This is a genomic window from Streptomyces sp. XH2 (assembly GCF_049725035.1).
Taxonomy (GTDB): Bacteria; Actinomycetota; Actinomycetes; order Streptomycetales; family Streptomycetaceae; genus Streptomyces; species Streptomyces roseoverticillatus.
Genome location: NZ_JBMMMZ010000003.1, coordinates 1 through 17,784, shown reverse-complemented (window position 1 = coordinate 17,784; position 17,784 = coordinate 1). Strand labels below are relative to the sequence as shown.

Genomic DNA, 17,784 nt, shown 5'->3' with positions numbered 1-17,784 from the left:
AATGGTGGTGCGGTCGCCGGGGGGTGTCAAGCCTGTGGATAACCCCGGGCGCTGTGCCCCGCGGGGCGACCTCGGTACCGTTCGGGTGCACAGCAGACGGCGGACGCAGGAACGGGGCGGGTATGGAGTCGGATGACGGGCACGAGCGGGCCGGCGGCCTCGAGGGGCTGTCCCTGCCCGCGCGCCTCGTCGTCGCGGGGGGCGCGGCGGTGATCGCGGTGACGGCGGCCGTCCACCTGGGGATGGTGTTCCTGCACGTGGCGCCGTCGAACACGGTCACCAAGCAGAACGCCACGGCGATAGACGACTACATCTATCCGGAGTACGAGCAGAACTGGAAGTTCTTCGCTCCCAACCCGCTCCAGCAGAACGTCGCCGTCCAGGCCCGCGCCGAGCTCCGCGCCCCCGACGGCCGGACCACCGTCACCGGCTGGACCGACCTCACCGCACGGGACGGCGCCGAGATCCGCCACAACCTCCTCCCCAGCCACACGCAGCAGAACGAGCTGCGCCGCGCCTGGGACTTCTACACCAACTCCCACGACGTCAAGGAACAGCCCAACGGGCTGCGCGGGGCCCTCTCCGAGCAGTACGTCCGGCGCATCGTCGTCGGCCGGCTCGGCGCCGGGGAGGACGGCCGCACCGTCCAGCGCGTCCAGGTGCGCGCCGTGACCACCCTGGTCGCGCCGCCGTCCTGGAGCGACGAGAAGAACGAGCCCAAGCCCGCCTACCGGGTGCTGGGCTGGTGGCCGGTCACCGCCGCCGACCGTACGGAGGCGAAGAACCGATGAGCACGTCCCTGCCGCTCGGCGCCCGGCTCGCACGCGGGATCGACCGCGTCACCGGCGCCGCGCTCGGTGCCCACCAGACGGCCGTGATCCGGATAGGCCTCTCCTTCACGTGGCTGGTCTTCCTGCTGCGCGAGTGGCCGAACCGGCACGAGATGTACGGCCCCGACGGGCCGTGGAGCTGGGAGATGGCCCGCCGGCTGACGGCCGACAACCACGCCTTCACCGCCCTGCTCTGGTCCGACGGCGGCCTGTGGTTCGAGGCGGTCTACGCCTTCGCCGTCGTCACCGCGGCCCTGCTCGCCCTAGGGTGGCGCACCCGGACCATGACCGTGCTCTCCATGGTCGGCGTGCTGTCGCTGCAGAACCGCAGCGTCTTCCTCGGCGACGGCGGCGACAACGTCATCCACCTGATGGCGCTCTACCTGATCCTCACGCGCTGCGGCCGCGTCTGGTCCCTCGACGCCCGCCGGGCGGCGAAGCGGGCCGGGCAGCCCGCCGGCCTCGACCTGACAGGCATCGTGCTGTGGGCCTGCTGCGGGCTTGCCCTGGCCGCGGTGATGGTCCTCGGCGACACCCGGATGTCGTGGACCGGCCACGGCCCGCTCCCCGGCGTCGGCTGGGCCACCGCCCTGTGGGCCCTCTGGCTGGTCCAGGGACTGTGGTGGCTCGCGCAGCGGTACGGCTCGGGCGAGCCCCGCGCCGTGCTCGACGTCCTGGCCAACCTGCTGCACAACGCCGGCCTGCTGGTGATCATGGCTGAGGTCTGCCTGATCTACGCCACGGCCGGCTGGTACAAGATCCAGGGTTCCCGCTGGCAGGACGGCACCGCGCTCTACTACCCGCTGCACCTCGACTACTTCTCGCCCTGGCCCGAGCTCTCCCACGCCCTCGCCGGCAGCGGCCTGCTCGTCCTGCTGCTCAGCTACGGCACCGTGGCCGTGCAGGTCGCCTTCCCCTTCACCCTGCTGAACCGGCGGGTGAAGAACGTCCTGCTCGCGGTGATGATGCTGGAACACCTCGGCATCGCCCTCCTGCTCGGCCTGCCCTTCTTCTCCCTGGCGATGATCGTCGCCGACGCGGTCTTCCTGCCCACCTCCTTCCTGCGCCGTCTGGGCGCCGCGGCCGGCCGCGCCCGCGACCGGCTGCTTCCGGCACGGGCACAGCAGGTCCCGGTGCAGCGCGAGGGCGACGAAGCGGCGGCCAGGACTCTCGTAGGCTGAGGTCATGACCGAGGACGAAGCCGCTGCCGCAGTCCGGCAGTGGGGCGAGCGCGCCCCCGACGCCGTACTGCTCGACGGCTTCCACGCCCTGAAGCACGCGCTGCGCTTCGGCGCCGACGTGCCGCTCGCGGTCACCAGCGACAAGGAGGCGGCGCTGGCGCTGGCCGAAGCCCTGGCCGAGGACCTCACCGGGACGCTCGCCGAGCGCCTGGTCGAGATCCCCGCCAAGGCCCTGCGCGAGCTGGTGCCCAGGATCCACCCCACGGGCGTGGCCGCCCTCGCCGTGCGGCCCGGACGCAGGGCGAACCTCGACGCGCTCTCGCGGGCGCCCCGCAAGGCCCCCGTCGTCGTCCTCGACAACCCGCGCAACCTCGGCAACGTGGGCGCCGTGATCCGGCTCGCCGCCGGCTTCGGCGCCACGGGCGTCGTCACCACCGGGGACATGGACCCCTGGCACCCCAACGCCGTACGGGCCGGGGCGGGCCTGCACTACGCCACCGCCGTCGAGCGGCTGCCGCTGCCCGAGCTCCCGCCCGGGCCGCTCTACGCCCTGGACCCGGAGGGCGACGACATCCGCTCCCTCACCCTGCCCGACGACGCGCTGATCGCCTTCGGCTCCGAGCGCCACGGCATCTCGCCCGAGCTGCGCGAGAGGGCGACCCGGCTGGTCGCCCTCCCCATGCGCCCCCAGGTCTCCAGCTACAACCTCGCCACGAGCGTCGCCATGGCGCTGTTCCACTGGGGCGGGCCGGGCCCGGGCCCGGCCCGGGGCTAGGCCGGGCGGCGCACCTCGACCCTGCGGAAGCGGCGCGCGACGCCCGCGCCGTCGCACAGGGCCGCGTTCGCGGCGGGGTTGCCGCCGGAGCCGTGGAAGTCGGAGAACGCGGCCGTCTGGTTCACGAAGACCCCGCCGGTCAGGTTGAGGGAGAGCTGGGCGCACTCCTCCAGGCAGGCCTCCTCCACCAGCCGCTCGACCTCGGGCGACGTGGTGTACGCCCCGACGGTCATCGCGCCCTTCTCGCGCACCGTGCGGCGCAGCAGCTCCACGGCGTCCGCCGTGGAGTCGACGGCGACGGCGAAGGACACCGGCCCGAAGCACTCCGAGAGGTAGGCCGCCTCGGCGTCGGGCTTGGCGCCGTCCAGCTTCACGATGACCGGGGTGCGCACGGTGGCGCCGGGGAAGTCGGGGTTCTCCACCGCGCGGGAGGCGAGGGCGACTTCGCCGAGCCGGCCCGCGGCATCGATCCGCTCCTTGACCTGCTCGTTGACGATGGCGCCGAGCAGGCCGTTCGCCCGGGCGTCGTCGCCCAGCAGGCCCTGGACCGCGGTGGCCAGATCCGCCACCACCTCGTCGTAGGACTTGGGCCCGGCGTCGGTCGTGATGCCGCCGCGGGGGATCAGGAAGTTCTGCGGGGTGGTGCACATCTGGCCGCTGTAGAGGGAGAGCGAGAAGGCCAGGTTGCCGAGGAGGCCCTTGTAGTCGTCCGTGGAGTCGATGACGACCGTGTTGACGCCGGCCTTCTCCGTGAAGACCTGCGCCTGGCGGGCGTTGGCCTCCAGCCAGTCGCCGAAGGCGGTGGAGCCGGTGTAGTCGATGATGCGGATCTCGGGGCGCACGGCCAGGGTCTTGGCGATGCCCTCGCCGTCCCGCTCGGCGGCCAGGGCCACCAGGTCGGGCGAGAAGCCCGCCTCGCGCAGCACCTCGCGCGCGATCCGCACGGTCAGGGCCAGCGGCAGCACCGCGCGCGGGTGCGGCTTGACCAGGACGGCGTTGCCCGTGGCGAGGGAGGCGAAGAGGCCCGGGAAGCCGTTCCACGTGGGGAAGGTGTTGCAGCCGATGAGCAGGGAGACGCCCCGCGGCACGGCCGTGAACTCCTTGCGCAGCTCCAGCGGATCGCGCTTGCCCTGCGGCTTGGACCAGTCGGCCGAGCCCGGGGTGCGGACCTGCTCCGCATACGCGTAGGCGACGGCTTCCAGGCCCCGGTCCTGGGCGTGCGGGCCGCCGGCCTGGAAGGCCATCATGAAGGCCTGGCCGCTGGTGTGCATGACGGCGTGCGCGAACTCGTGCGAGCGGGCGTTGATCCGGGCGAGGATCTCCAGGCAGACCGCTGCCCGCGCCTCCGGGCCCGCCTCGCGCCACTGCGGCATCGCCGCGCGCAGCGCCGGCAGCAGCTCATCGACGGCCGGGTGCGGATACTCGATGCCGAGCTCGATGCCGAACGGCGACACCTCGGTGCCCGCCCAGCCGTCGGTGCCCGGCTGGTCCAGCTCGAAGCGCTCGCCGCGGAGCGCCTCGAACGCTGCCTGACCCTCGGCGGCGCTCAGGCTGCCGGGCACGGCCCCCTCCGCGCCGTACGCCTTCGGGTGCTCGGGGAACGGGGACCAGTAGGCACGCGTGCGGATGGCTTCCAGGGCCTGATCGAGGGTGGGGCGGTGCTTCTCGGTCAACTGAGCGGTGGTGAGTCCGGCGGTCACGGCTGACCAACTCCTTGTCGAGCGGGGCTCCGATACGGGGGACCAGACGCACCCCCGGTGGATACAGTAACCGAACGATCGGTCGGGACAAGGGGGCCCGGCGAACCTGTGGACAACTCTTCGGGGAGGATCACTGCCATGACCCCAATCGACCCCGCCGGGACCGTCGCCGTCGTCGGCGCCGGCACCATGGGCCAGGGCATCGCCCAGGTCGCCCTGGCAGCGGGCCACGCCGTGCGGCTGTACGACGCCGCGCCCGGCCGTGCGGAGGAGGCGGCGCAGGCGATCGCCGCCCGGCTCGGCCGCCTGGTGGACAAGGGCAGGCTCGACGCGGCCGGCCGGGACGAGGCCCTCGCCCGTCTGCAGCCCGCCGCGCGGCTCGCCGAACTCGCCGACTCCGCCCTCGTCATCGAGGCGATTGTCGAGCAACTGGACGCCAAACAGAAGCTGTTCGCCGAGCTGGAACCGGTCGTCCCCGACGACTGCCTGCTGGCCACCAACACCTCGTCCCTGTCGGTGACCGCCGTCGCCGGCGCCCTGCGGATCCCCGGCCGCTTCGTCGGCCTGCACTTCTTCAACCCCGCCCCGCTGCTGCCGCTGGTCGAGGTGGTCCGGGGGTTCGCCACGGACCCCGGGGCGGCCGACCGCGCCCGGGCCACCGTGGCCGCGTGGGGCAAGACCCCGGTGGCCTGCGCCGACACGCCCGGCTTCATCGTCAACCGGCTGGCCCGGCCCTTCTACGCGGAGGCCTTCCGCGTCCACGAGGAGAACGGCGCCGACCCGGCCACCATCGACGCCGTGCTGCGCGAGTGCGGCGGCTTCCGCATGGGCCCCTTCGAGCTGACCGACCTCATCGGCCAGGATGTGAACAACGCCGTCACCCGTTCGGTCTACGAGGCGTTCTTCCACGACCCCCGGTTCACGCCCTCCCTCGCCCAGCAGCGGCTCGTGGAAGCCGGGCTGCTCGGCCGGAAGGCCGGCCGCGGATGGTTCCCGTACGAGGAGGGCGCCGACCGGCCCGAGCCCGCCACCGCGGCGCCGTGCGAGCCGCCCGCGGAGATCGGCTGGCACGCCGGGCCCCCGCGCGTCTGCTCCCCCCTGCGGGAGATGATCGAGGAAGCCGGGATCAAGGTCGTGCGCGACCGCGCGCCGCACGAGGGCGCCTGGCACATCACCCTTCCCGACGGCGCGGCGCTCACCCTCACCGGCGGCGAGGCCGCCACCCCCGGGAACGGCGGGCCGCACATCTACTTCGACCTGGCCCTCGACTACCGCACCTGCACCCGGATCGCCCTCGCCCCCTCCGAGAAGGCCTCGGCGCGGGACGTGCGGGCCGCCGTGGGCCTGTTCCAGGCGCTCGGCAAGAGCGTCAGCGTCATCGCCGACGTCCCCGGCCTGATCGTCGCCCGTACGGTCGCCATGCTCGTCGACTTCGCCGAGGACGCCGCCGGGCGCGGCGTGGCGAGCCGCGAGGACATCGACACCGCCATGAGGCTGGGCGTGAACTACCCGCGCGGCCCGCTGGAGTGGGGCCGCGAGATCGGCCTTACCCACGTGCGCGACGTGCTGCGGGGCCTCGCCCAGGAGTACCCGGGCGGCCGCTACGACCCCTCCCTGTCCCTCCGCCGCCGTGCGGCCGTCGAAGAGAGCCTGCTGTAATCATGACCATGGCCAAGCGCGACACCTACACGCCCGAATCGCTGCTCGCGGTCGCCGTCGGGGTGTTCAACGAGCGGGGCTACGACGGCACGTCCATGGAGCACCTCTCCAAGGCGGCCGGCATCTCCAAGTCCTCCATCTACCACCACGTGAAGGGCAAGGAAGAGCTGCTCCGGCTCGCGATAAGCCGCGCCCTGGACGAGCTCTTCGCCGTGCTGGACGAGCCCGGGGCGACCGGCGGCCCGGCCGTCGACCGGCTGCAGTACGTGACCCGCCGCACCGTCGAGGTGCTCATGGCCGAGCTGCCCTACGTGACGCTGCTGCTGCGCGTGCGCGGCAACACGAGCACCGAGCGCTGGGCCATGGAGCGCCGCCGCGAGTTCGACCACCGCGTCGCCGAGCTGCTCAAGCAGGCGGCGGCCGACGGCGACCTGCGGGCGGACGTGGACGCACGGCTGGCCACCCGGCTCCTCTTCGGGATGATCAACTCCGTGGTGGAGTGGTACCGCCCCGACCACGGCGGGGCGGTGACCAGCGAAGAAGTGGCCGACGCGGTGGTGCGCACGGCGTTCGACGGGCTCCGGACCGACCGCTAGAGCCCCCGGAACCCCCTAGCGGCCTCCCTCGTCGAGGTCCGTCTCCTCGAAGATCAGCAGGGTGCGGGTGCTGAGCACCTCGTCCATGGCCTGGATGCGGGTCAGCACCAGCTCGCGCAGGGCGCGGTTGTCCTTGGTGTGCACCAGCAGGAGCACGTCGAAGTCCCCGCTCACGAGGGCGATGTGCGCGGCCCCCGGCAGCTCCAGGAGCTTGTCGCGGACCGCGCGCCAGGAGTTCTGCACGATCTTCAGCGTGATGTACGCCGACGCGCTCTGCCCGGCCCGCTCCTGGTCGACGCGGGCGCTGAAGCCCCGGATGACCCCGTCGTCGATCAGCCGGTTGATCCGCGCGTAGGCGTTGGCGCGCGAGACGTGCACCCGCTCGGCCACGGACCGTATCGACGCGCGCCCGTCCGTCTGCAGCATGCGCAGGATGGCGCGGTCTATGTCGTCCAGCGGCCGCGCGGGTGCCCTGCCCCCGGTGAGAGCCATCTGTTCCTCCGGCATGGCGTCCCGCCTCCCCCTCTTGGACGTCCTGGCCATATCTCAGGCTGTGGAGAACCGTTTGTCCACAGGCTCGGGCCGCCTGTAGCCAAAATGTGCCGACGACCGAACAATCGGTAGGGAGGGCGTCCGGCGCATCCCGCCGCGCGTCCGGTCAAGCCCGTCCCCACGAAGGAGGTGCTCGTCATGACGGTTCTGGAGCAGCCCGGCTCGTACCGGCCCATCCCGCCGCCCGCCTGGCGGCCCCGCACCGACCCCGCACCCCTGCTTCCCGACGCGGAGCCGTATCGCGTGCTGGGCACCGAGGCGGCGGGCGGGCTCGACGCCGGGCTCCTGCTGCGGCTGTACGGGCACCTCGTCCGCGGCCGGCGGTACAACGGCCAGGCCACGGCGCTGACCCGCCAGGGCCGGCTCGCCGTCTACCCCTCCTCCGCCGGGCAGGAGGCGTGCGAGGTCGCCGCCGCGCTCGCCCTGCAGGAGCAGGACTGGCTCTTCCCGAGCTACCGCGACACCCTCGCCGCGGTCGCCCGCGGCCTCGACCCCGTCCAGGCGCTCACGCTCCTGCGCGGCGACTGGCACACCGGATACGACCCCCACGAGCACAGGATCGCACCGCTGTGCACCCCCTTGGCCACCCAACTGCCGCATGCCGTGGGTCTCGCGCACGCGGCCCGCCTCAAGGGCGACGACGTGGTCGCGCTCGCCATGGTCGGTGACGGCGGCACCAGCGAGGGCGACTTCCACGAGGCGCTGAACTTCGCCGCCGTGTGGCGGGCCCCCGTCGTCTTCCTCGTGCAGAACAACGGCTTCGCGATCTCCGTGCCGCTCGCCAAGCAGACCGCGGCCCCCTCGCTGGCCCACAAGGCCGTCGGCTACGGCATGCCCGGCCGGCTCGTCGACGGCAACGACGTCGCCGCCGTCCACGAGGTGCTCACCGACGCCGTGCGGCGCGCCCGCGAAGGCGGCGGCCCCACCCTGGTCGAAGCCGTCACCTACCGCATGGACGCCCACACCAACGCCGACGACGCCACGCGCTACCGCAGTGACGCCGAGGTCGACACCTGGCGCGGCCACGACCCCATCGTCCTGCTGGAGCAGGAGCTGACCGACCGCAAGCTGCTGGACCCGTCCGTCGTCGCCGCCGAGCGGGAAGCCGCCGAGCGCATGGCCGCCGACCTGCGCGACCGCATGAACCAGGACCCGCCGCTCGACCCCATGGACCTCTTCACCCACGTGTACGCCCAGCAGACCGCCCAACTGCGGGAGCAGGCCGAGATGCTGCGCGCCGAGCTCGACGCGGCGGCCGAGGCGGAGCCGGCGACCCGGGAAGGGGCGCAGCGATGACCACCGCCGCCGTCCGGGCCGGAGCCCGGCCCGCCTCCATGGCCCACGCCCTCAACCGGGCCCTGCGCGACGCCATGGCCGAGGACCCGTCCGTCCACGTCCTCGGAGAGGACGTCGGTGCGCTGGGCGGCGTCTTCCGCGTCACCGACGGCCTGGTGAAGGAGTTCGGCGAGGACCGCTGCACCGACACCCCGCTCGCCGAGGCCGGCATCCTCGGCACGGCGGTCGGCATGGCCATGTACGGGCTGCGGCCCGTCGTCGAGATGCAGTTCGACGCCTTCGCCTACCCCTCGTTCGAGCAGCTCATCAGCCACGTCGCCCGGATGCGCAACCGCACGCGCGGCGCCATGCCCATGCCCCTCACCATCCGGGTGCCCTACGGCGGCGGCATCGGCGGCGTCGAGCACCACAGCGACTCCTCCGAGGCGTACTACATGGCGACGCCCGGCCTCCACGTCGTCACGCCCGCCACCGTCGCCGACGCCTACGGGCTGCTCCGCGCGGCGATCGCCTCCGACGACCCCGTCGTCTTCCTGGAGCCCAAGCGGCTCTACTGGTCCAAGGCCGAATGGGATCCCGGGACGCCCGAAGCGGTGCCCGGCATAGGCCGCGCCGCCGTCCGCCGCCGGGGCACGTCCGCCACGCTCATCACCTACGGGCCCTCCCTGCCGGTGTGCATGGAAGCGGCCGAAGCGGCCGCCGACGAGGGGTGGGACCTCGAAGTCGTCGACCTGCGCTCGCTCGTGCCCTTCGACGAGGAGACGGTCTGCGCCTCCGTCCGGCGCACCGGGCGCGCCGTGATCGTCCACGAGTCCACCGGGTTCGGCGGTCCCGGCGGGGAGATCGCGGCCCGCATCACCGAGCGCTGCTTCCACCACCTGGAGGCGCCGGTGCTGCGCGTCGCCGGATTCGACATTCCGTACCCGCCGCCGATGCTGGAGCGGCACCACCTGCCCGGTGTCGACCGGGTGCTCGACGCGGTCGCACGGCTGCAGTGGGAGGGGGAGAGCTGATGCCCGAGGTCAAGGAATTCCGGCTGCCGGATCTCGGCGAGGGCCTCACCGAGGCGGAGATCGTGCGCTGGCTGGTGGAGGTCGGCGAGGTCGTGGAGATCGACCAGCCCGTCGTGGAGGTCGAGACGGCCAAGGCGATGGTCGAAGTCCCCTGCCCTTATGGGGGCGTGGTGACGGCCCGCTTCGGCGCGGAGGGCACGGAGCTTCCCGTGGGGGCGCCGCTTCTGACGGTCGCCGTCGGCGCGCCGTCGGAGGCGGGGGCCGCCCCCGAGGCGGAGGCCTCCGGCAACGTGCTCGTGGGCTACGGCACGGGGGCGCCTGCGGCGCGGCGCCGTCGTGTCCGGCCGAAGGCCGGTCCTTCCGGGGCGTCCGGCAGCTCCGCCGGTGCCGGTCCGGCGGGTGGCCCGGCGGGTCCGGGCGGCCCGGAGGCGGGCGGGCACCGCCGGTCACGTCCGCACGGGCCGAGCGCCGCCGCGGCGGACGATGCGGCCGGGGCCGACGGCGGACTGGCAGGCCTGGGGTCCTCCCGGGCCGAGCCCGCGCCCGGCGGAACCCCCGGAGCCGTGCCCACGGACGGCCTTGAGGCGGGCGGGCGCCGCCGGACAGGCTCGTACGGGCCGGGCGTCGCTGCGGCGGAAGGTGCGGCCGGGGCCGGCGTGGCTTCCGCTGCCCGGCCACAGGCGCCTGTGTCCACCGGGCCCGTGCCCGTCGTCTCTCCACTCGTCCGGAAGTTGGCCCGTGAACACGGACTCGACCTGCGGACGTTGACCGGTACCGGCCGGGACGGGCTGATTCTGCGCGCCGATGTGGAGCGTGCCGTACGCGACGCCGCGGCCGCGGACAGGGCGCCGGCCCCCGCCCCCGCCGCCGGGCCCGCCGGGGCAGAGCGCATCCCCCTGCGGGGGCTGCGCGGTGCCGTCGCCGAGAAGCTCAGCCGGAGTCGCCGGGAGGTTCCCGACGCCACCTGCTGGGTGGACGCCGACGCGACCGAGCTGCTGGCGGCCCGCAAGGCCATGAACGCCGCCGGCGGCGCGAAGATCTCCCTCCTGGCCCTGCTCGCACGCATCTGCACGGCCGCCCTGACCCGCTACCCCGACCTCAACTCCACCGTCGACACCGAGGCCCGGGAGATCGTCCGGCTGCCCGGCGTCCACCTCGGGTTCGCCGCGCAGACGGAGCGGGGGCTGGTCGTCCCCGTCGTCCGGGACGCCCACCTGCGCAATGCCGCCGGCCTCTCCGCCGAGATAGCCCGGCTGACCGAGGCCGCGCGCACGGGCACGCTGACCCCCGCCGAGCTCACGGGGGGCACGTTCACGCTCAACAACTACGGCGTGTTCGGCGTGGACGGCTCCACGCCGATCATCAACCACCCCGAGGCGGCCATGCTCGGCGTCGGCCGGATAGCCCCCAAGCCCTGGGTGCACGAGGGCGAGTTGGCCGTGCGGCACGTGGTGCAGCTCTCGTTCACCTTCGACCACCGGGTCTGCGACGGCGGCACCGCCGGCGGCTTCCTGCGGTACGTGGCCGACTGCGTCGAGCAGCCCGCCGTACTGTTGCGCTCCCTCTGAGCCTTCGCCCCGGGGCGAGCGGCCATACTCGTCGGGTGACTGGTTACGACGCCGTAGTGCTCGCCGGTGGCGCCGCCCGCAGACTGGGCGGCACCGACAAGCCCACTCTGCGCGTGGGCGGGCGCACACTGCTGGACCGGGTGCTGGAGGCGTGCGCGGACGCCGAGGAGACCGTCGTCGTGGGGCCCCGGCGCCCCACCGCACGGCCCGTGCGGTGGGCCCGGGAGGAGCCGCCCGGCGGCGGCCCCCTCGCCGGGCTCGCCGCCGGCCTGCGGCACACGGCCGCCGGCACCACCCTCGTGCTCTCCGCCGACCTGCCGTTCCTGCGCCCCGAGACCGTACGGGCCCTGCTCGCCGCATCCGCCACCGGCGGCCCGTACGTGGAAGGGGTGCTCCTCACCGACCTGGACGGCCGCGACCAGCCGCTGGTCGCGGCCTACCGCACCGAGCCGCTGCGCCGCGAGCTGGCGCTGCTCGCCTCCGAGCACGGCAGCCTCGTGGGACTGCCGCTGCGGCTGCTGACCGACGAGCTGACCCTCGGCCGGTTCCCGCACCCGACGGCCTCCTTCGACTGTGACACCTGGGAGGACGTCGCCACCGCCCGTGCGCGCATCAGGGACGATGGGAGCGTGCTGGATGAATGGATCTCCGCGGCCAAGGCCGAGCTGGGCATCGACCTCGACGTCGACACCACCGCCCTCCTGGACCTCGCGCGCGACGCCGCGCACGGCGTGGCCAGGCCCGCCGCGCCCCTGACCACCTTCCTCGTCGGCTATGCCGCGGGGCGCCTGGGCGGCGGCCCCGAAGCGGTGGCCGAGGCGACCCGCAAGGCCGTCGCCCTGGCCCAGCAGTGGGCGGCGGAAGCGGCCGCCGCCGAGGACCACGCGGCGGGCAAGCCCGGCGACGGCGCCGCCGGGAAGGCCGACGGCCCGCGATGAGGGAAGTGGACGGGGATTCCGCGCTCGACAGGGCGACGGAGGACGCGCTGGCGCTCTTCGCGGACCAGCGGCGCGGGCCGCGCTCCCGCGCCGGCGACCGGCTTCCGGACGACGGCGCGGAGACACCGGGCCGCTCCGGGGCCGGCCGCGCCGAGCCCCCGCACGCCGGACCCGCGCACGGCGGGCAAGCGGCCTTCGCGTACTTCCCGTTCGACGAGATCCCCGTCGGGGGCGGCGTGGTCGACGGCGGCCGCGCGGTGGGCACCGCACGGGCCGCGCATGCCACGCGGGGGCCTTCCGTCCCCGCTCCCGCGCCGGCTCCCGCCTACGATGACCTTCCGTTCACCGACATCGACGTCGCCCGGAACGGCAAGGACGAGAAGCGGGCCCGCGACATGACGGCCGACGACGCCCCCCACGCCACTCACAGCTCCCACGCCCCCCACGTCACCCCCTGGCCCACGGCCCGCGCCGTCGCCGCAGCCGCCGCCGGCGCCCTTCCGGCGGAGGACCGGACCCTCGGCGACGCCCTCGGACAAGTACTTGCCGAGCCGCTCGTCGCCCTCACCGACCTGCCCTCCTTCGACACCTCCGCCATGGACGGCTGGGCCGTCTCCGGGCCCGGCCCGTGGAAGCTCCCGCCGCCCGGCACGCAGGACGTCCTCGCGGGCCGCCCCGGCGCGCGGCCGCTGCGCGACGGGCGCGCCGTGCGGATCGCCACCGGAGCGCCGATCCCGCCCGGAGCGACCGCCGTGCTGCGCAGCGAGCACGGCGAAGTGACGGTGCAGGGCGAGTTGCTCGCCAGCCGGCACGTCAGCCACGGCCAGGACATCCGGCCGCGGGGCGGCGAGTGCCGGCAGGGCGACGAACTCGCGCCCGTGGGAACGCTCGTCACTCCTGCCCTGCTCGGGCTCGCCGCCGCCGCCGGTTACGACGCGCTGGCCGTCGTGCGGCGCCCCCGCGTCGACGTGCTCGTCCTCGGCGACGAGCTGCTCCGCGAGGGGCTGCCGGAGGGCGGGCTGATCCGGGACGCCCTCGGCCCCATGCTCGGTCCGTGGCTGCGGGCGCTCGGGGCGGAGCCGGGTGAGGCGTTGTACCTCGGGGACGAGGGTGGCGCCCTGCGCGAGGCGCTCGCCGCGTCCACGGCGGACGTGGTCGTCACCACCGGGGGTACGGCCTCCGGTCCTGTGGACCACGTTCACCCCACGCTGCGGGGGCTGGGCGCGGAGCTGCTGGTCGACGGGGTCGCGGTGCGGCCCGGGCACCCGATGCTGCTCGCCCGGCTCGGGCCCGGCCGGCACGTCGTCGGGCTGCCGGGGAATCCGCTGGCCGCCGTGGCCGGGCTGCTGACGCTTGCCGAGCCGCTGCTGCGGGCGCTCACCGGGCGAGCGGCCGGTGCTGCGGCACGGGCGGTGCGGGCCGTGCTTGCGGAGGCGGTGTCCGGGCATCCGGTGGACACGCGGCTCGTGCCGGTCGAGTACGAGGGGGCTGGTCGCGTTCGCCCCTTGCGGTTCCACGGCCCTGCGATGTTGCGGGGGCTGGCTGCGGGGGACGGCCTGGCCGTTGTGCCGGGGGGTGGGGCGGGGCGGGGTGCGGAGGTGACGGTGCTGGGGTTGCCGTAGCCGTAGCCGTAGCCGTAGCCGTAGCCGTAGCCGTAGCCGTAGCCGTAGCCGTAGCCGTAGCCGTAGCCGTAGCCCTGGCCGGGCCTTTGCCGGCTGCGGGCCGGCTGTGGCTGGTCGCGCAGTTCCCCGCGCCCCTTTCAGGGCGCGACCGCGCGGCGGAGCCGCAGAATGATGCCGGCCCGCGCCCCTTTCAGGGTGCTGCGGCCCGCAGATCGGCGCCGCCCCCTCAAGCTCCCTCCGGTACCGTCCCCTTCCTGATGGTGATCACTCGGTCCGCCAGCTGCAGCGTCGCCGCCTCCGGGTCCGTGAAGTGCAGCAGGCGGTGGCCCCGTACCACCGCCACCACCAGGTCCTCGCAGTCCCGTGGCGAATGACCCGCCTCGCGCTTCGTCACCGGGCGTTCCGCGACGTCCAGGCCGTCCCCGTACGTCAGCAGGTCCTCCAGCACCGTGCCGACGTTCGGGCTCATCATCGACATGCCGAGCAGGCGGCCCGCCGAGCTGGAGCTCGTCACGACCGTGTTCGCGCCGCTCTGCCGCAGGAGCGGCACGTTCTCGTCCTCCCGGACGGCGACGACGATCGTGGCGGTCTTGTTCAGCTGCCGCGCCGTCAGGGTGACCAGGGCCGCCGTGTCGTCCCGCTGCGTGGTGATGACGATCTGGGAGGCGCGCGCGAGCTCCGCGCGCAGCAGGGTTTCGGAGCGCGTGGCGTCGCCCAGGACGCCCACGAGGCCCTCGGCCGCCGCCGCGTCGACCACCTTCTTCTGCGGGTCGACCACGACGATCTTGTCCTTGGGCTTGCCCTGTCCGAGCAGCGTCCCGACGGCGTGCCGGCCCTTCGTGCCGTAGCCGACGACGACGGTGTGCTCTCGCATCCGGGACCTCCAACGGTGGACGCGCACCTGCTGGCGCGTCCGCTCGGTCAACACTTCCAGGGTCGTTCCGACCAGAATGATCAGGAACAGCACGCGCAGCGGCGTGATCACGAAGATATTCGTCAGCCGGGCCCCGTCGCCGACGGGCGTGATGTCTCCGTAGCCCGTGGTCGACAGCGTCACGGTCGCGTAGTACGCGGAGTCGAGGAAGCCGACGTCGCCGCCGGCGTTGTCGTGGTAGCCGCTGCTGTCCGCGTAGACGATCAGCGTGGTGACGGCCAGCACCAGCAGCGCCATGACCAGCCGCTGCAGCACCTGCCGCAGCGGCGGCGCGACGCGCCGGGCGGGCATGACAATCGAGCGGCCCGCCTCGGCGTCCTCCTCCGCCTCGCCGCGGGTGCGGTTCCACAGGGTGCGGAACAGCGACAGTCGGGTCATCTTGCGCGAAACCATGGCCCCCATATTCCGTGATCTTCCCCGTGCCCCGGCGGTAGCCTCGCGACCATGCATGCGATCACCATTACCGAACCGGGCGGGCCCGAGGCCCTGGTCTGGTCCGAGGTACCCGATCCGGTGCCCGGTGAGGGCGAGGTCCTGATCGAGGTCGTGGCCAGCGCCGTCAACCGCGCCGACGTCGTCCAGCGGCAGGGGTTCTACGACCCGCCGCCCGGCGCGTCCCCCTACCCCGGCCTGGAGTGCTCCGGCCGCATCGCGGCGCTCGGCCCCGGGGTGAGCGGCTGGGCGGTCGGCGACGAGGTGTGCGCGCTGCTGGCGGGCGGCGGCTACGCGCAGAAGGTGTGCGTCCCCGCGGGCCAGCTGCTGCCCGTGCCCGACGGCATGGACGTCGTCACGGCGGCCTGCCTGCCCGAGGTGACCGCGACCGTCTGGTCCAACGTGTTCATGGTCGCCCACCTGCGGCCCGGCGAGACGTTCCTCGTGCACGGCGGCGGCAGCGGCATCGGCACCATGGCCGTGCAGCTGGCGAAGGCCGTCGGCGCGCGCGTCGCCGTCACCGCGGGCAGCGCGGACAAGCTGGAGGCCTGCCGCGCGCTGGGGGCGGACATCCTCATCGACTACCGCGAACAGGACTTCGTCGAGGAGCTGCACAAGGTCACCGGCGGTGTCGGCGCCGATGTCGTCCTCGACATCGTCGGTGCGAAGTACCTCGCCCGGAACGTGGACGCCCTCGCCGTCAACGGGCGCCTGGTCATCATCGGCCTGCAGGGCGGGCGCAAGGCCGAGCTCGACCTCGGCGCGCTGCTCACCAAGCGCGCCGCCGTGATGGGCACCTCCCTGCGCGGCCGCCCGCTCGCCGAGAAGGCGGCGATCATCGCGGCGGTGCGGGAGCACGTGTGGCCGCTCGTCGCCGGCGGACGGGTGCGGCCGGTCGTCGACCGCACGATGCCGATGTCGGAGGCCGCCGAGGCGCACCGCGTCATGGAGCAGAGCGCGCACGTGGGGAAGATCCTCCTCACGGCCTGAGCCGGGTCCTGAGCCGGGCCCTGACCGGAACTGCTGACGCATCACCCGCTCGCATCACCCGCCGTGCCGCCCCGCCCACCCCGTGTGAGGGTGGGCGTGAGCGGCTCGGGCGGAGAGCGGAGGGCGGCGACGTGGGCATCGACGGCGGCAGGCTGCCGGGCAGTCTGCGGGCGGGCCTGCGCGCGGGACTGATAGCCGGGCCGGTGCTGGCCGCCACCGCCCTGGTCGTCGCCGTCGCGCCGGGCACCGAGCCCCCCGAGCCGTCCCGCGGGCGCCCGGCCCCGCGCGCGGTCACCGCCGCGCCCGGCCCGACGCCCGGCCCCACCCGCCGCCCCTCGGCCCCGCCGGCCCCCGGTGAGGGCAGGCTCGCCGGGACGTCCGCCGGCGAGGGGCGCCTCCACCCGGGCCGCGACCCCGGCCGGACCACCCGGCCGGGCCCGCCCGCGATATCCGGCTCACCCCCCTCCGACGAGTCTTCCGGATCGCCTTCCGCGGACCCCTCCGACGACACCGGTACGGAGACGGGTGAGGACGCTGTTGACCCGGTCGAGGACGCGCCGGGGGAGGACGCCCCCGACACCGCGCCGCCGGCCGCCGTGGACGAGGCGGGCGGTGTCCCCGAACAGCCGCAGGGGCCCGCCGGCCCGGTCACCCCGGACCCCGTGTCCACCCGCTCCGCCCCCGCCCGCGCCGCCAGGACCGCGGCCTACGGCGACCGCGTGCTGCGCGTCCTGCCCCTGGGCACCGGTCTCGCCCTCACCGGCCTCGGGCTCGGGTTCTTCGCCCTGCGGCTGCGCAGAGCGAAGTGAGCAATGCTGCGCAGAGCAAGCGAGAGCAATGCCGCGCAGAGCGAAGTGAGCAATATGGCGCAGGGAGTGAGAAACAGGGCGCGCGAAGCGGGAAAGGGGCGCGCGGCAGGGCGCGTAGCACGGTGGATCAGGCGTGTACGGGGGCATCAACAGGGGGAAATCACATGTGCGAGAGAATGGCGGCATGGATATGCCGAGGAATGAACGGTCGCAGGAGGAGAGCCCCAAAGTCCTGGTCGTAGGCCCGGACGGCATGGCTCTCGGCAGCGCCAGCCCCGGCGGCGGGGAGGGCGACGACGAGTCGCGCGAGGTCCCGGTGACGGAAATGGTCGAACAGCCTGCGAAGGTCATGCGCATCGGCAGCATGATCAAGCAACTGCTGGAGGAAGTGCGGGCCGCACCTCTCGACGAGGCGAGCAGGGTCCGGCTCAAGGAGATCCACCACAGCTCCGTCAAGGAGCTGGAGGACGGCCTGGCCCCCGAGCTGGTCGAGGAGCTGGAGCGCCTGTCGCTTCCCTTCATGGACGACAGCGTGCCCAGCGAGGCGGAACTGCGCATTGCGCAGGCCCAGTTGGTCGGCTGGCTGGAGGGCCTGTTCCACGGCATCCAGACGACGCTGTTCGCCCAGCAGATGGCGGCCCGGGCCCAGCTGGAGCAGATGCGCAGGGCGCTGCCCGCCGGTGTCCTCGCGGACGACGAGGTCGACGGTCACCAGCACGGCGGCGCGCGCTCCGGCCCGTATCTCTGAGCGCTCCGATCTCCGAGTACTCCGAGCACTCCGAGCGCGAACGCCCTGAGCGAGCGTCAGCCCGCTTGTGCGTGTGGCCGGTACGTCCTGTCAGGACGTACCGGCCACACGCCCAACCACAGCCTTACGAAGCCGGGTCGA

16 protein-coding genes are annotated in these 17,784 nt (G+C 74.0%); 13 read left to right on the top strand and 3 right to left on the bottom strand.

Translation table 11 applies throughout. The features are described from left to right. Window positions 1-122: 122 nt before the first annotated feature. The 3 genes from ACOTKD_RS07005 to ACOTKD_RS06995 are packed head-to-tail and all read left to right on the top strand — an operon-like array spanning window position 123 to window position 2,786. The gene (locus tag ACOTKD_RS07005) at window positions 123-791 is read left to right on the top strand and encodes a DUF5819 family protein (RefSeq protein ID WP_424888009.1); all 669 of its coding nucleotides are present in this window, start codon (window positions 123-125) and stop codon (window positions 789-791) included. Further along, a complete protein-coding gene (locus ACOTKD_RS07000; RefSeq protein WP_424888008.1) occupies window positions 788-2,011 on the top strand; it encodes an HTTM domain-containing protein in 1,224 nt (407 codons plus the stop codon). The genes ACOTKD_RS07005 and ACOTKD_RS07000 overlap by 4 nt, the downstream gene beginning before the upstream one ends. A 4-nt stretch (window positions 2,012-2,015) precedes the next feature. Beyond that, window positions 2,016-2,786: a TrmH family RNA methyltransferase gene (locus ACOTKD_RS06995; protein ID WP_424888007.1), complete on the top strand. Its 771-nt coding sequence runs from the start codon at window positions 2,016-2,018 to the stop codon at window positions 2,784-2,786. Here ACOTKD_RS06995 and paaN read toward each other — a convergent pair. Beyond that, entirely contained in the window at window positions 2,783-4,486 is a 1,704-nt protein-coding gene (gene paaN / locus ACOTKD_RS06990; RefSeq protein ID WP_424888006.1) for a phenylacetic acid degradation protein PaaN, read from the bottom strand. The two genes, ACOTKD_RS06995 and paaN, sit on opposite strands and share 4 nt — an antisense overlap. Window positions 4,487-4,624: 138 nt before the next feature. Between paaN and ACOTKD_RS06985 the strand changes: the two genes are divergently transcribed. Continuing rightward, window positions 4,625-6,145, top strand: a complete 1,521-nt coding sequence (locus tag ACOTKD_RS06985; RefSeq protein ID WP_424888005.1) for a 3-hydroxyacyl-CoA dehydrogenase — start codon at window positions 4,625-4,627, stop codon at window positions 6,143-6,145. A 2-nt stretch (window positions 6,146-6,147) separates the two neighbouring features. After that, window positions 6,148-6,741 carry a TetR/AcrR family transcriptional regulator gene (locus ACOTKD_RS06980; protein ID WP_424888004.1) on the top strand — a complete coding sequence of 198 codons (594 nt, stop codon included), beginning with the start codon at window positions 6,148-6,150 and terminating at the stop codon, window positions 6,739-6,741. Window positions 6,742-6,756: 15 nt separating this feature from the next. On the opposite strand, the gene ACOTKD_RS06975 is transcribed toward ACOTKD_RS06980, so the two are convergent. After that, on the bottom strand, window positions 6,757-7,248 hold the full coding sequence (locus ACOTKD_RS06975; RefSeq protein ID WP_424888003.1) for an Lrp/AsnC family transcriptional regulator: 492 nt from the start codon (window positions 7,246-7,248) through the stop codon (window positions 6,757-6,759). Between the two features lie 183 nt (window positions 7,249-7,431). Here ACOTKD_RS06975 and pdhA point away from each other — a divergent pair, with 183 nt between their 5' ends. The 5 genes from pdhA (at window position 7,432) to ACOTKD_RS06950 (ending at window position 13,730) form a co-directional block, all read left to right on the top strand. Continuing rightward, window positions 7,432-8,589 carry a pyruvate dehydrogenase (acetyl-transferring) E1 component subunit alpha gene (gene pdhA / locus ACOTKD_RS06970; RefSeq protein WP_424888002.1) on the top strand — a complete coding sequence of 386 codons (1,158 nt, stop codon included), beginning with the start codon at window positions 7,432-7,434 and terminating at the stop codon, window positions 8,587-8,589. After that, a complete protein-coding gene (locus tag ACOTKD_RS06965; protein WP_424888001.1) occupies window positions 8,586-9,602 on the top strand; it encodes an alpha-ketoacid dehydrogenase subunit beta in 1,017 nt (338 codons plus the stop codon). Before pdhA ends, ACOTKD_RS06965 begins: the two co-directional genes overlap by 4 nt. Further along, a complete protein-coding gene (locus tag ACOTKD_RS06960) occupies window positions 9,602-11,170 on the top strand; it encodes a dihydrolipoamide acetyltransferase family protein (protein ID WP_424888000.1) in 1,569 nt (522 codons plus the stop codon). Before ACOTKD_RS06965 ends, ACOTKD_RS06960 begins: the two co-directional genes overlap by 1 nt. Window positions 11,171-11,205: 35 nt before the next feature. Then, window positions 11,206-12,108, top strand: coding sequence for an NTP transferase domain-containing protein (locus tag ACOTKD_RS06955; protein ID WP_424887999.1), 903 nt, complete (start codon window positions 11,206-11,208; stop codon window positions 12,106-12,108). Between the two features lie 236 nt (window positions 12,109-12,344). Continuing rightward, the gene (locus tag ACOTKD_RS06950) at window positions 12,345-13,730 is read left to right on the top strand and encodes a molybdopterin molybdotransferase MoeA (RefSeq protein ID WP_424888386.1); all 1,386 of its coding nucleotides are present in this window, start codon (window positions 12,345-12,347) and stop codon (window positions 13,728-13,730) included. A gap of 226 nt (window positions 13,731-13,956) precedes the next feature. Here ACOTKD_RS06950 and ACOTKD_RS06945 read toward each other — a convergent pair whose 3' ends face one another. After that, window positions 13,957-15,057: a potassium channel family protein gene (locus ACOTKD_RS06945; RefSeq protein ID WP_424887998.1), complete on the bottom strand. Its 1,101-nt coding sequence runs from the start codon at window positions 15,055-15,057 to the stop codon at window positions 13,957-13,959. Window positions 15,058-15,108: 51 nt separating this feature from the next. On the opposite strand from ACOTKD_RS06945, the gene ACOTKD_RS06940 reads away from it, so the two are divergent. The 3 genes from ACOTKD_RS06940 (at window position 15,109) to ACOTKD_RS06930 (ending at window position 17,643) form a co-directional block, all read left to right on the top strand. Further along, the gene (locus ACOTKD_RS06940; protein ID WP_424887997.1) at window positions 15,109-16,086 is read left to right on the top strand and encodes an NAD(P)H-quinone oxidoreductase; all 978 of its coding nucleotides are present in this window, start codon (window positions 15,109-15,111) and stop codon (window positions 16,084-16,086) included. A gap of 131 nt (window positions 16,087-16,217) precedes the next feature. Beyond that, on the top strand, window positions 16,218-16,895 hold the full coding sequence (locus tag ACOTKD_RS06935; RefSeq protein ID WP_424887996.1) for a hypothetical protein: 678 nt from the start codon (window positions 16,218-16,220) through the stop codon (window positions 16,893-16,895). Between the two features lie 184 nt (window positions 16,896-17,079). Continuing rightward, a complete protein-coding gene (locus ACOTKD_RS06930) occupies window positions 17,080-17,643 on the top strand; it encodes a bacterial proteasome activator family protein (protein ID WP_424887995.1) in 564 nt (187 codons plus the stop codon). Window positions 17,644-17,784 lie beyond the last annotated feature (141 nt).